We start from the raw sequence: 12,714 nt of genomic DNA on the forward strand, positions 1-12,714 counted from the left end.
CATTACCTTCAAATAGGAGGGACAAGTATTATTGTTTGAACCTTCAATTGATGAATGCAGTCCTTAGATATAGGAAACAAGCCGGGAAGAATCTCCCGGCTGTAAAATCATCCCTTGCCGAACATGGGATTTCCTGTTCTCATCACATGTTTTCTCGTCATGAAAAAGAGGAGGGCAGCGACAAAAAACTCGGAAAGCGGCAAGGATAGCCAAACTCCCGTGATGCCAATAAACTTAGGCAAAATCCAAAGCAGGACGAAAAGGGACACGAAGCTTCGCAATATGATAATCACAGCCGATGAGCCGGCCCGGCCAATGGATTGAAAGTAACTCATATAGACAAAGTTATAGCCAAGGAAGGTATACCCGATAAAAAATAGGCGGATTCCATCGATGGCCAGCTGCTGGATTTCGGTTGATTCTATTCCGAATAAGCCTACAAGGAACGGTGCAGCCACCCAGCCGATAACGAGCAAAAGAATTCCCAGGATAACAGCGGTCTTCTCCCCAATCTTCATGCTGCTTTTGATTCGTTCGCTTTCTTCAGCACCATGATAATAGCTGATCATGGGCTGAAGTGCCATTTCAATGCCGAAGAAGGACAGGAACATGAACCCGTGAAGGTAGTTAATGACCGAGAAGGCAGCGACTCCTCCCGTGCCTGCCAGTCCGGCCATCGCCAGGTTATACCCTGTTACAAATGCGAGGAGCCCGGCCTCTGCCAGAAAACTTGGAAACCCGATGGAAAAGATGTGCATAAGGGATTTCCAGGACCACTGAAACGCCAGCTTTCTCAGCTGCACTTGACGGTTAAAGAAGTGCAGGGATAATACAAGCAGTCCGGCGAATCCGCCAAGCACCGTTGAAATCGCAGCGCCTGTTACCCCCATGTTCAAGATCATGATTGTATAAAAATTCAGGATGATATTCACAATCGATGTTGTTGCAAGAGCCATCATCGAAAGCTTTGGATTGCCGTCATTCCTTACAAAAATACTTAACACCTGTTCTAATGCGATGACCCAGCCGAATAAAAACATGACGTTTAAGTACTCTATGACGTAAGAAGAGGTGTCGGAGTTAGCGCCAAGCCATAGCGAAATGGCTTGAATATTGAGAAGCCCGAACACCCCTAAAAGCGCACTGATGATTAGCGTAGAGAAGAGAGCCAGAGAAAAAACGCTGCTTGCCTTTTGCGGACGATTCTCTCCGATGCTGATAGAGTACTTCGTTGCTCCGCCTATCCCAATCCACAGAGCGATGGCCATAATCAAAGAAATGACCGGATAGGAAAGGTTCACTCCAGCCAGTGCTGCGGTTCCAATCCCATTTCCCACGAATAGGCCATCAATTAAAATATTCGCTGACATCAAGAGTAATCCAAGCGTTGCAGGGATGAAATATTTAAAAAACACTTGATTAACTGGTAATTTCATTAGCTGCTGATGTGTTTCTGTCATCATGTATTCCTCCTATAATGAGCTACAGGAGTATTCTAAACCTTCAAGTTACTTGAAGGTCAATCAAAACTTTGTCACCGGAATTTGGATTAAAGTGACAAAATGATCGGACTCCTTGATGACAGCCTCATCAAGAACGGAAATCTCAACGGGGATTCCTTCAAGTTTATATCCTTCCTCTTTCAGCTGACGTAAAACAAGCTGATAACTTTTCCTCATGTCCTCGTAGGGGCCAATATGGGGATAGCTGGCATACAGCCCTTCGTTTAAATATTCCTCGCTGTCTTCGCCGTGCAGCAATTCAAATAAGCCGATGTATTTTACAGGTCCTTCTTGCTTCAAGCTTTCCATATCCACGATCGTTCCGATGTCTCCGGTGAAGAAGCCGTTATTCTCGATCGACTGGCTCGAGAGCGTTTCTCTATCCTTTAAATAAATGTCGTCGCCTTCCTCTATCAGATCGACAGGTTTGTCAAAATGCAGATAGGAAACAGGCCGTTTTGGGAAATACTGAAATGTTAAAGCGGGGTGACCGGCAAGTTTTATTCCTTCTTCGATTGTGGAAATTTTGTTCTCGATCCTCGCCGCACTGCGTTGGAGCCGGAAAATTTCCATCCTGACTTCCTCAAGCTTCTTCTTTAAAATGTCCATCGTCGTTTCCGGAGTCCTTTTATTTAACTGATGCTGAATGTCTTTTAACGAAAATCCATTTTTCCTTAAAAAAATAATGGTATCCAGAACCTGAAATTGTTCAACACCATAATATCGATAGGATGTTTCAGGATCGGTATACTTTGGCTTGAACAGTCCGATTTCATCATAGTAACGCAGAGTCGATGCGGGCAGCTTGAAAAGTCGCGCTACTTCTCCCACGCGGAATCGATTGTTCATCATTTTTCACCTCATTTGTTCGTTTTAGTGATATCACCGAAATACAGAGCTATTCGGTTATCGGAATTATGTATTAAGTCTACTATTGACAGTAGGTGAAAATACACGCCTGGTCAATAAGAAGTCGCAGTATCCCTAAGCAATCTGTTCGATGCAAAGCAATTCTTTATGCCATACCAATCTATCATCATGGAAAAGAAACGGAGGTTGCGAACGTTAGATTTTTAAAAATAAATGAGGACTCCATTATTGGAAGCCCTCATTTGCCATATTTTTTTTCATTACGAATAAAAAAATCTGAATACAGTTTGATTAATGTAGCCCATTCAAAGGAAAAGTTCGGAAAGGCCACACGCCATCGCAGCATCTCAGTAACAGCTGGTCAATTCATCCGGCTTGAAGGTAGGCGAAGAATGAACTTTTTATTAAAATGGATTGTAAAAACGAAGCAATCAAAGTACACTTAATGATAATGATAATCATTTACGATTGAGGGTGTAAACTCATGACATATACCGGGAGTGAAGAGCGATGAGCAGAAATGAAGTGTTTGATGTGACCGTGATCGGCGGAGGTCCGGCCGGGTTATATTCCGCCTTTTACAGCGGACTGCGGGGAATGAAAACGAAGATTATCGAATATCAGCCGATGCTGGGCGGAAAGGTTCACGTTTATCCTGAAAAAATGATCTGGGATGTCGGGGGGCTAACGCCGATTTCGGGAGCCAGGCTGATAGAACAGATCGTGCAGCAGGGGCTAACGTTTCACCCTGAAGTGCTGCTGAATGAGAAAGTCGAATCGATTGCCCGCAATGAAGCAGGGTTGTTTGAATTACATACGGCTGCCTCAGGTGTGCATCTGTCCAAGACGGTCATCGTTGCCGTGGGCGGCGGCATCCTCAATCCGCAAAAGCTTCAGATTGAAGGAGCAGAGCGTTTTGAAGTGTCCAATCTGAATTATACGGTCAAATCGCTGCAGCATTTTAAAGATAAAACGGTCATAGTATCAGGCGGAGGCAATTCGGCTGTCGATTGGGCCAACGAGCTCGAACCTGTAGCGAAAAAGGTCTACCTCGCTTACCGCAAAGATGCGCTCAGCGGGCATGAGGCCCAGGTGGATCAGCTGCTGAACAGCTCGGTGAGCTGCTTCTTCCATACACAGATTACCAAGCTGATCGCTTCGGAAGATCATGAGGTGATCGAACGGGTCGAGCTCACGAACGCTCAAACCGGTGAGGTGATGGAGCTGCCTGTCGACGAAGTGGTCATCAACCACGGCTATGAACGCGACACCTCACTGCTGGAGAACAGCCGGCTTCATATTACCCGGGTTGATGACTATTATATTAAAGGTACCGCCAACTGCCAGTCTTCCGTGCCCGGACTGTATGCGGCAGGGGATATTGTGCATTACGAAGGCAAGCTGCACCTGATCGCCGGAGCGTTTCAGGATGCGGCAAACGCGGTCAACAGCGCCAAGCGCTTTATCGATCCCGAAGCACACAAGAGTGCGATGGTGTCGTCGCATAATGAGGTTTTCAAAGAGCGCAACCGCGAGCTTGTGAAGAAGATGTTCGTGTAGAAAAGAAGCGTTTCCGCCCGTGGGAACAGCTGATTCGTCGAGAGGATCTTGGAGATATGCCAAGATCCTCTTTTTATTTAAACCAGCCTTTTTCCTTTGAACGGGTTATGGCTTCGATCCGATTTTTCACCTCAAGCTTTTCAAGAATCATTGAGATATAATTTCGGACGGTTCCGCTTTTGATGCTGAGTTCTTGGGCGATTTCTTTTGTGTTTTTTCCGTCGGCCACAAGTTCGAGCACTTCTTTTTCTCTATCTGTAAGGGGATTGGCCTCACTGTACATGTCTTCCATCAATTCAGGCGCATAGATCCGCTTTCCTTTCATGACGCTGCGGATGGCGCTCACAAGTTCTTCGCTTGGGCTGTCCTTTAACAAATAGCCTTTAACACCTGCTTTAATGGCCCGCTGAAAGTAACCGGGACGGGCAAAAGTGGTTAAGATAATAATGTTGCAGCCTGTATCCTTTAGTTCCTCGGCAGCTTCAAGCCCCGTCTTTCCGGGCATTTCAATGTCCATAATGCATACATCAGGCCGATGTTTTTTTGTGAAATCAACGGCATCCTGTCCGGTTGTGCCTTTGCCGACGACTTCCATATCTTCTTCTAAATTCAGAAGCGATCCTAAAGCGCCCAAGAGCATCTGCTGATCTTCCGCAATAAATATACTAATCATGCAAGCCATCCTTTTTTGTTTATTTTGAGTTATTAGGAATTGACATGGTAAGCTTAGTTCCGTTTTTTGTATCAATGTGAAGGCTTCCGTTTGCAAATTCAAGCCGTTCTCTCATCCCAAGCAAGCCGTGTCCTTTTGAAAAGCACTTCTCTTCACCTTGAAACGTTCCATCGTCAGTCACTGTAATGACAACTTCCTTCCAGAGCTGCTGGATGTCAATGCGGCAGGTCGTAGCCTGACTATGCTTGACGACATTAGTGACAGCTTCCTTTAAGCACATGCTCAATATGTTTTCATTAAGCAATGAGATATTTTCCGGCAATTTATCTTCTTCATAGATGAACGCAATGTCGGCTGCTTCAAGAATTTGTTTGATGTTGATAATTTCATCCTTGAGCCGGATGCCTTTCATGGAGGATACAATTTTTCTGACTTCATTTAAAGAAGTTCTCGCAGTTTGCTGAACGCTTTTCAGTTCACGCGCAGCTTGATCGGGATCTTTGTAAATTAATTTTCTCGCCAAGTCGCTTTTTAAACCGATCAGAGACAGCTTTTGTCCAAGTGTATCGTGAAGGTCGCGGGCAATCCGCTGCCGTTCTTCTAATTTTACCAAATTGGCAATCCGTTCATTAGCATACTCGAGTTTTTCTTCGAGGCGTTCGCGTTCCTTGCGGTTTCTGATACTGAACGGCAATAAAATCGCGCTGATGAGAGTGATGACCACAAAAGGAATTTGTGTCAGAAAAAATTCCTTTTTTAAAACGAGACTGAAGTTGGCAGCGACGGCTGCGCTTATTAAATGGACGTAATATAAAATGTGAAAAGGGGCTCGTTTTTTAATGTTCCCTATAAAATATGCGATAAAAAAAGCAAAATAAATATAGCTGAACAGCATAATCGAGGCGGTTGAAATGCCGATTAAAATAAACGCCCACAAATAAACGTCCCAGCCTTTTGAGACAAAAGCAAATCTGTATACCGCAAAAAATAAAAGTGTCAAAATGATGCCGACGACGATGACAAGTGTAGATGATGATTGCATGATAAAGTAGAAGGGCAGGATGAAAAATATCGTCCATATATACGGCGAGATCCCGTTAAGTTTTTGAAATGCAAAATGCTTTTTGAACATGATATAACCTCGTTTTCAGCTTTTCATCTTTAGAGTAACTTTACCATTGCCTGAGCCGGATTGCATCATCCGACAATAAATAAGGAAGCCTTCTTGTTAATATAAGAAGACCTCCTCATCGTCAGGCGTTCTTCCGCAGCTTCTGTTTTTCCGTTGAATCCTGCGAAAGATGGGAAGATGTTTGTTTCATGTCCCGAAAGGTTACAAACTGCTTTTTTTCTTCATCCCAAAGCCGGAACGCGAGTGATTGCAGGCTTGTTTTTAAAGTGATGGTCGGGACGTTTTTTAGTGGTTCATGCTGCTCATGTGCAATTTCAAGTTTATAGTTAGGCACCTTTGGGCTCAGATGGTGAACGTGGTGGTACCCGATATTGCCTGTAAGCCATTGAAGCAGTTTCGGGAGCTTATAAAATGAACTTCCTTCCACAGCGGCCTGAACGTAGCTCCAGTTTTCATCCGCTTCAAAATAAGAATCTTCAAATGTATGCTGAACATAAAACAGCCAAACGCCGATCGAACCCGAGATCAGAAAGATCGGACCCTGTACGAGCAAAAACGATTGCCAGCCAAAGATCAGGCAGCAGACAGCAGCCAATGCCGCGATCGCAAGATTGGTGAGGTATGTGTTCACACGTTCCTTCCGTCTTGCACCTTTTTTGTTAAAGCGGTTTGTGATCAGAAAGACATAAATCGGTCCGAGAATAAACATGATAAACGGATTTCTGTAAAGTCTGTATGCGATTTTTGTGCGTAAAGGTGCGGCTTTATATTCGTTTACCGTCAGCAGCCAGATATCGCCTGTTCCGCGTTTATCCAGGTTGCTGCTTGTCGCATGATGAATCGAATGGCTGTGCTGCCATTGAAGATAAGGAAATAAAGTCAGAACGCCTGTCAAAAAGCCGAGAATATGGTTATGGCGCTTTTGTTTGAAAAAGGATAGATGGCAGCAGTCGTGAAAAATAATGAAAATTCTCGTCAAAAACCCTGCGGCAATCACCGTTATTCCTAAAGTAAGGAGATAGGAGACATCGAGGCTGAAATAGGCAAGAAACCAAAGTCCGAAAAAAGGAATAAACGTATTGAAGAGCTGAATGAGACTGTTTTTGGTATCAGGCTGGGCAAACGCAGCAACCTGTTTTGTTAGCTGTTTTTGTTTATGGGCAATAGTTTGTTCAGTCATAGTAAAGTTATCCTCTCATAAATGGGTCTTAAGTTAAGTTTACGGCACAGCGAGATGTCTTTGTAGTAGCACACATCATGCTTCAAACATGACACTTGTCATGTTTCCTGCACTCGAATGGATTGCTCAGGCATAAGAAGATTGACAATGTCATGATGGGCAAATCTGCATGATGATATGGTAAATAACGGAAGTTACAAAAACGCGATGATTGATTCGTTAAACAAAGTTCTTTTACAATGATGTAATAGATGATCATCGTTTAGTCATTTAGATAAGGAGTGAATTCATATGTCACGAATGGAAAATAAAATATTTAATTGTGAGAAGGAGCTGACGCTCAACATTATCGGCGGAAAGTGGAAAATGCTGATTTTGTGGTTTTTAGGAAAAGAAGGTACGAAAAGGTTCGGAGAATTAAAAGCTTTGATGCCCGGCATTACGCAAAGAATGCTGGTGAATCAGCTGCGGGAATTAGAAGAAGATCATATTGTACATAGGGAAGTATATCCGGTTGTTCCCCCAAAAGTTGAATATTCCCTAACAAAACAAGGAGAAAGTTTAATGCCTATATTAGAGGCGATGTATGAATGGGGTAAAAATTATATAGAAACTAACTTTTCAAAAGATGATGAATAGAATGATTGACTTTAAGATACTGTTTTGGAGACAGTATCTTTTTCTATACCATATGAGGAAAAGTATAGTATGTAAAAAAAAAGTGCGTACTATTAATGGAATTTTTCACTTGTTATACTCTTGATGTAACAAAATATGAAAAGAATAATCCGCGGAATTCTTAATTCAAACAGAGGTGATTGCAAGTGGAATTACAGTTAGCATTAGATTTAGTCAATATACCGGAAGCCATCGAAGTAGTAAAAGAAGTGGAAGAATACATTGACATTGTAGAAATCGGTACGCCGGTTGTGATAAATGAAGGACTCCGTGCAGTGAAAGAGGTGAAAGCCGCTTTCCCGAATTTGAAAGTACTGGCAGACCTTAAAATTATGGATGCGGCAGGGTATGAAGTGATGAAAGCATCAGAAGCAGGAGCCGACATCATCACCATTTTAGGGGCTGCTGAAGACATGTCTATTAAAGGCGCTGTAGAAGAGGCAAAAGCCCAAGGGAACAAAATCCTGGTGGATATGATTGGAATTAAAGATATCAAATCGCGCGCTAAGGAATTGGATGAACTTGGTGTCGATTATATTTGTGTCCATACCGGTTATGACCTTCAAGCCATTGGCCAAAATTCATTTGAAGACTTAATGACCATTAAAAATGTTGTAAAAAACGCTAAAACGGCTATTGCAGGCGGAATTAAATTAGACACATTGCCCGACGTCGTTAAATTAAAACCTGATTTGGTTATTGTCGGGGGCGGTATTGCAAATCAAGATGATAAAGCTGCGGCAGCCGCAAAAATGAAGCAGATGATCCAATAAACATGAAGACTTATGATTATGTAAAAGCGATCATCGCAGAGCTTGATCTTGCAACGTCTCAAAATCAAGCGGAAGGAATAGAAGACTTAATATCCACTATCATGTCTTCTGAAAAAGTGTTTGTTTCCGGTGCAGGCCGCTCTGGTTTAATGGGGAAATCATTTGCTATGCGATTAATGCATATGGGTATTGATGCATTTGTAACAGGAGAAACCGTAACACCACCATTTACCGGAAAAGACTTGCTTATCGTGGGCACAGGTTCAGGGAAAACAGAAAGTTTGCTTCATATGGTGGAAAAGGCAAAAGATATCGGAGGCACTGTCGCAGCAGTTACGATCTCTCCAGATTCACCCATAGCTGAAATAGCTGACCTGATACTGCAGCTGCCCGGCTCCCCAAAAGATCAAACGACGGGCAATAAACAGACGATACAACCGATGGGCTCGCTTTTTGAACAGACTCTTTTATTGTTTTATGACGCTATCATATTGCGAATCATGGAAATGAAAGGGCTGAATACTCATAACATGTATGGAAATCATGCCAATCTTGAATAATAGAAAATCGCCATCCGCTATCTTGGATGGTGATTTTTTTTGCATACAAACCTGTTTTTAACATATCATTTACATCTTTATTATATTTTTGAAATGTAGATAACGTAAACTGGAGCAGGGACTAAATAGATATATGAAGAAAGGAGCTTATCATGCTTACAAGTTTTAGCCTGATTGGGTTTATACCTTCAATTATTGTTGCTGCTTTAATCATATTCGGGTTGAGAAAGCTTGTACTTTCTTTAAGAAATAAATAGGGTATTGATAATCATGTTGTTGTCACATTTTGATAAAGTTTTGTTTATATACTAATCTCCTAAATATTGATTGTGAGCTGATCCAGCCCTTGTATCTTCTGTTCTGATAAATGAGATGAATGGATGATCAAATATTGAATATATTTTGGTTATATGTTATGTTTTTATCAAGTTAGCAGAAATCATTCCTTGTATCCATATCGAAACAATTGTTCAAGGACAGGTGGAACCTCTTATTTCTCTAACGAAATTTAAAACGATCAAAAAGGGGATAAACAAATGCCATTATTACGTTTCGATCTAATAGAAGGCCGTGATGAACAAGCATTAAAAAAATTATTAGATACCGCACACGATGCGATGGTAGAAGCGTTTAACGTTCCGGAGAAAGACCGCTATCAAATTGTTCATCAGCATCCGGCGAATGAGCTCATTATCCAAGATACAGGCTTGGGATTGAATAGATCAAAGGATCTGGTTGTGATCAGCATTACCAGTAAAACAAGAACGGAAAGTCAAAAAGAGAAATTGTACGCTTTACTTGCTGAAAGGCTTGAAGCGGAATGCGGCATTTCACCTGAAGATGTCATGGTGTCCATCACAGAAAATGGAGATGCCGATTGGAGTTTCGGCCTCGGCGAGGCGCAGTTTTTAACTGGAAAGCTGTAAGCACGCAAAAGGAATGTTGACAGGGACATCTGAATCTCTTCAGAAATAGCAAAAGCTGCTGACGGGAAGTCAGCAGCTTTTTTCTTTATATTTCTCCGGGTTTTCGCTTATTTGCTCTTGGCCATTTGTGGTGCATCACATATTGAGTCATCGTGTTAAAAATAACCGCCCATTGGTTTTCGGTGAGCGTTCCAACGGTTTTTTCATTGTTGATTTTTAGACTTTTTCTTAAGTGTTTCATTTGAGGCGGAGTAAAAATCCCGCGTAAAGCAACACAGAGAGGGATATTCGGCTCCTTTAGCGCGTATTCGGCAAGCCCCCGAAACGCAATATAATGTTTATGTGATATAGGCGCGTCTTTTTTTCGTGTTATTCTGACCATTGCCGAGTCCACTTTTGGAGGGGGAGAAAAATGTTCTTTCGATATTTCTCTGACAATGCCGATATTAAACCACATTCTCCAAGCTAAAACATAGGAATTTTTAATGAATTTTGATGTGAAGCGTTTAGCAGCCCCTTTTTCCATTACGATGATCCCTTTTTGAAATCCGCTTGCAGGATTGTTCAAAAGCATTTTCATAATGGGGGTTGTGATGGCATAGGGAATATTAGAGACCACCACAAACTTTTCTTTTGGTAAATGAATCTTCAAGATATCTTGATGAATAATTTTCGTATTTGAATGGTGTGCTGTTTTACGTGTGAGTATATCAATGAATTTAGAATCGTTTTCCACTGCCAATACCTTACCGGCCTTTTGACATAGCACAGTTGTCAAAGCCCCTTTTCCCGCTCCTAACTCTAAAACTGTATCGTCAATGCCGATATTTGCCCGATCCACAATTTCTTCAATTAATTTTTTATTATGCATCAAATGCTGTCCCGAAAAATTCGGGGATTCCCCGCGGTTTAACTTTTTTCCTCTGTACTTATGATTTTTTTTCTTCATGTTTCCTCTTCCTCTCATCATAAAAAATCACAGGCGGTCTGCCTGTGATTCAGAGTAAAGGGAAGAGCCATCCTTTAAGGATGAATCCGCGGTATTTCCATAACCAAATAAGCCTTTCTCAGCCGTTTGAAAAAAGGATTAAACAAAAAAGAAAGGCAGAACGATCCGCCTTTCTACAAGTTACAAATTTTATATGCAAATTGAAGATTATTAAAAAAGGACAGACTGATCCCGTTTACTCTGCATACACAAACAGAGCCTTTGAACGTATTTAATTACTGGTTCAAAGTTGGGAAACGAAGTCTCATTGAGTGTGTCATTTTTTAATAATCCTCCTGAAAAGTTAAAGTTACGATTACATTGTAGGGCATTCTTTGGAAAACGTCAACGGCTGCTGGAAGTTTCTTCTCCTTACGAATACGCAGGGGTTAACCAGGCAGTGTTAAGAACGGGAGTCTACTAACATTGAAATTATAGATGTGATTGTCTATAATTCAAGATATAAATCGTAATATTTACGATTTTAGAATAATCCATGTAGAAAAGTGGTGCAATAACATTGAATCAATCATTCGCATTCTCACGGCATCGCAGACTGCGCTCAACGCCGGGTATCCGGGATTTGGTAAGAGAAAATCGGCTTTCCGCTAACGATTTCATATATCCTCTGTTTGTCCAAGAGGGGAGGGGGTTAAAAACAGAAGTTCCTTCCATGCCGGGCGTTTATCAACTGACATTGGATTTATTGGAAGAGGAAATTATGAAGTAAGGACACTCGGGATTAAAGCGATTCTTCTCTTCGGGATTCCGAATTGGAAAGATGATTTGGCAACGTCTGCTTATGCGTCAGATGGAATTGTTCAACGAGCGGTTAGGCAAATCAAGGCTTTAGATTCTGATTTGGTCATCATTACAGACACATGTATATGTCACTATCAAACAGAAGGCCATTGCGGCATACCGGTAAACGGCAGGATCGATAATGACGTGTCTTTAGATATACATGTAAAAGTCGCCGTATCTCAGGCTGAGGCAGGTGCCGATATTCTGGCGCCCTCAAGCATGATGGATGGATTTGTGACGCATATACGACATGCACTGGATGAATCGGGTTATAAAGACATACCGATCATGTCGTACGGTATTAAATATGCTTCAAGCTATTATGGACCATTCCGTGATGCCGCGGATAATTCGCCGGCTTTCGGTGACCGCCGGACCTATCAGATGGACCCGGCAAACCGTTTGGAGGCTTTTCGTGAGGCACAGTCCGATATTGAAGAGGGAGCGGATTTTATGATCATTAAACCTGGTTTGCCTTATTTAGACATCATCAGGGATATGCGAAATTCTCTCCAGATTCCGCTGGTTTCATATCAAGTAAGCGGTGAATATGCCCAAATAAAAGCTGCATCGCAAAACGGCTGGATAGATGAAAAAAATACAGTGTTGGAAAGTATGCTTGCGATGAAGAGGGCCGGTGCAGATCTAATTGTTACATATTTTGCAAAGAATATAGCAAAATTTCTTCGGGAGGAATCGTGAAACGGGCAGCGATCGTATTCATTCGATTCTATCAAAAGGCGATATCACCTCTTTTCCCGCCAACTTGCAGATTTTATCCAACATGCTCCAACTATGGGCTTGAAGCGATTCAAAGGTTTGGGTTTATCAAAGGCAGTTATCTGCTCATCAAACGATTACTGAAATGCCATCCCCTTCATCCAGGAGGCTTTGATCCTATTCCAAGCAAAACAGAGAAAAAAAGTGAAGGGGAATCGCCCAAATCAAATAGGATTTAACTTTTTCTGGGGATTGCTCTTTATGAAAACATACCTAAAAAAACAAAAGTTGTGATCAGCTGATGCAAATATCAGTGGCATTCGAATTTGACGCATGAAGAGAAAAGGC

13 protein-coding genes and 1 pseudogene are annotated in these 12,714 nt (G+C 42.0%); 7 read left to right on the forward strand and 7 right to left on the reverse strand.

What is annotated here, in order from left to right; translation table 11 throughout:
* Positions 1 to 107 precede the first annotated feature (107 nt).
* Both ACVC9U_RS05225 and ACVC9U_RS05230 read right to left on the reverse strand, forming a co-directional pair.
* A complete protein-coding gene (locus ACVC9U_RS05225; protein WP_441390202.1) occupies positions 108 to 1,463 on the reverse strand; it encodes an MATE family efflux transporter in 1,356 nt (451 codons plus the stop codon).
* Positions 1,464 to 1,523: 60 nt separating this feature from the next.
* Positions 1,524 to 2,351: a MerR family transcriptional regulator gene (locus tag ACVC9U_RS05230; protein ID WP_075752167.1), complete on the reverse strand. Its 828-nt coding sequence runs from the start codon at positions 2,349 to 2,351 to the stop codon at positions 1,524 to 1,526.
* 531 nt (positions 2,352 to 2,882) lie between these two features.
* Between ACVC9U_RS05230 and ACVC9U_RS05235 the strand changes: the two genes are divergently transcribed.
* On the forward strand, positions 2,883 to 3,932 hold the full coding sequence (locus ACVC9U_RS05235) for an NAD(P)/FAD-dependent oxidoreductase (RefSeq protein WP_075752169.1): 1,050 nt from the start codon (positions 2,883 to 2,885) through the stop codon (positions 3,930 to 3,932).
* A gap of 73 nt (positions 3,933 to 4,005) precedes the next feature.
* Here ACVC9U_RS05235 and desR read toward each other — a convergent pair whose 3' ends face one another.
* From desR to desA, 3 genes are all read right to left on the reverse strand, one after another.
* Complete coding sequence (gene desR, locus ACVC9U_RS05240) at positions 4,006 to 4,605, reverse strand: two-component system response regulator DesR (RefSeq protein ID WP_075752171.1); 600 nt, start codon at positions 4,603 to 4,605, stop codon at positions 4,006 to 4,008.
* A gap of 19 nt (positions 4,606 to 4,624) precedes the next feature.
* On the reverse strand, positions 4,625 to 5,737 hold the full coding sequence (gene desK / locus ACVC9U_RS05245) for a two-component sensor histidine kinase DesK (RefSeq protein ID WP_075752173.1): 1,113 nt from the start codon (positions 5,735 to 5,737) through the stop codon (positions 4,625 to 4,627).
* A 121-nt stretch (positions 5,738 to 5,858) separates the two neighbouring features.
* Positions 5,859 to 6,917: a Delta(5) desaturase DesA gene (desA, locus tag ACVC9U_RS05250; RefSeq protein WP_075752175.1), complete on the reverse strand. Its 1,059-nt coding sequence runs from the start codon at positions 6,915 to 6,917 to the stop codon at positions 5,859 to 5,861.
* Between the two features lie 291 nt (positions 6,918 to 7,208).
* On the opposite strand from desA, the gene ACVC9U_RS05255 reads away from it, so the two are divergent.
* The 4 genes from ACVC9U_RS05255 (at position 7,209) to ACVC9U_RS05270 (ending at position 9,854) form a co-directional block, all read left to right on the forward strand.
* The gene (locus ACVC9U_RS05255) at positions 7,209 to 7,556 is read left to right on the forward strand and encodes a winged helix-turn-helix transcriptional regulator (RefSeq protein ID WP_075752177.1); all 348 of its coding nucleotides are present in this window, start codon (positions 7,209 to 7,211) and stop codon (positions 7,554 to 7,556) included.
* 185 nt (positions 7,557 to 7,741) lie between these two features.
* Positions 7,742 to 8,368, forward strand: a complete 627-nt coding sequence (gene hxlA / locus ACVC9U_RS05260) for a 3-hexulose-6-phosphate synthase (RefSeq protein WP_075752179.1) — start codon at positions 7,742 to 7,744, stop codon at positions 8,366 to 8,368.
* A gap of 2 nt (positions 8,369 to 8,370) precedes the next feature.
* Positions 8,371 to 8,928, forward strand: coding sequence for a 6-phospho-3-hexuloisomerase (hxlB, locus tag ACVC9U_RS05265; protein ID WP_075752181.1), 558 nt, complete (start codon positions 8,371 to 8,373; stop codon positions 8,926 to 8,928).
* A 536-nt stretch (positions 8,929 to 9,464) separates the two neighbouring features.
* Positions 9,465 to 9,854, forward strand: coding sequence for a tautomerase family protein (locus ACVC9U_RS05270; RefSeq protein ID WP_075752183.1), 390 nt, complete (start codon positions 9,465 to 9,467; stop codon positions 9,852 to 9,854).
* Between the two features lie 85 nt (positions 9,855 to 9,939).
* Here ACVC9U_RS05270 and erm read toward each other — a convergent pair whose 3' ends face one another.
* Together erm and ACVC9U_RS05280 are read right to left on the reverse strand one after the other, a co-directional pair.
* Entirely contained in the window at positions 9,940 to 10,803 is an 864-nt protein-coding gene (erm, locus tag ACVC9U_RS05275) for a 23S ribosomal RNA methyltransferase Erm (RefSeq protein WP_075752185.1), read from the reverse strand.
* Between the two features lie 275 nt (positions 10,804 to 11,078).
* A complete protein-coding gene (locus ACVC9U_RS05280; RefSeq protein ID WP_105980607.1) occupies positions 11,079 to 11,123 on the reverse strand; it encodes an erythromycin resistance leader peptide in 45 nt (14 codons plus the stop codon).
* Positions 11,124 to 11,362: 239 nt separating this feature from the next.
* On the opposite strand from ACVC9U_RS05280, the pseudogene hemB reads away from it, so the two are divergent.
* Together hemB and yidD are read left to right on the forward strand one after the other, a co-directional pair.
* A pseudogene (gene hemB / locus ACVC9U_RS05285) lies at positions 11,363 to 12,348 on the forward strand (porphobilinogen synthase).
* Positions 12,345 to 12,605, forward strand: coding sequence for a membrane protein insertion efficiency factor YidD (gene yidD, locus ACVC9U_RS05290; protein WP_075752189.1), 261 nt, complete (start codon positions 12,345 to 12,347; stop codon positions 12,603 to 12,605). The pseudogene hemB and the gene yidD overlap by 4 nt, the downstream one beginning before the upstream one ends.
* Positions 12,606 to 12,714: the final 109 nt, after the last annotated feature.

The sequence above is a fragment of the Bacillus sp. GM2 genome, from assembly GCF_056155945.1.

Excerpts from the sequence above, each read along its gene's own strand:
- ACVC9U_RS05225 (WP_441390202.1), bottom strand. The coding sequence starts at position 1,463 with ATGATGACAGAAACACATCAGCAGCTAATGAAATTACCAGTTAATCAA.
- ACVC9U_RS05230 (WP_075752167.1), bottom strand. The coding sequence starts at position 2,351 with ATGAACAATCGATTCCGCGTGGGAGAAGTAGCGCGACTTTTCAAGCTG.
- ACVC9U_RS05235 (WP_075752169.1), top strand. The coding sequence starts at position 2,883 with ATGAGCAGAAATGAAGTGTTTGATGTGACCGTGATCGGCGGAGGTCCG.
- desR (WP_075752171.1), bottom strand. The coding sequence starts at position 4,605 with ATGATTAGTATATTTATTGCGGAAGATCAGCAGATGCTCTTGGGCGCT.
- desK (WP_075752173.1), bottom strand. The coding sequence starts at position 5,737 with ATGTTCAAAAAGCATTTTGCATTTCAAAAACTTAACGGGATCTCGCCG.
- desA (WP_075752175.1), bottom strand. The coding sequence starts at position 6,917 with ATGACTGAACAAACTATTGCCCATAAACAAAAACAGCTAACAAAACAG.
- ACVC9U_RS05255 (WP_075752177.1), top strand. The coding sequence starts at position 7,209 with ATGTCACGAATGGAAAATAAAATATTTAATTGTGAGAAGGAGCTGACG.
- hxlB (WP_075752181.1), top strand. The coding sequence starts at position 8,371 with ATGAAGACTTATGATTATGTAAAAGCGATCATCGCAGAGCTTGATCTT.
- ACVC9U_RS05270 (WP_075752183.1), top strand. The coding sequence starts at position 9,465 with ATGCCATTATTACGTTTCGATCTAATAGAAGGCCGTGATGAACAAGCA.
- erm (WP_075752185.1), bottom strand. The coding sequence starts at position 10,803 with ATGAAGAAAAAAAATCATAAGTACAGAGGAAAAAAGTTAAACCGCGGG.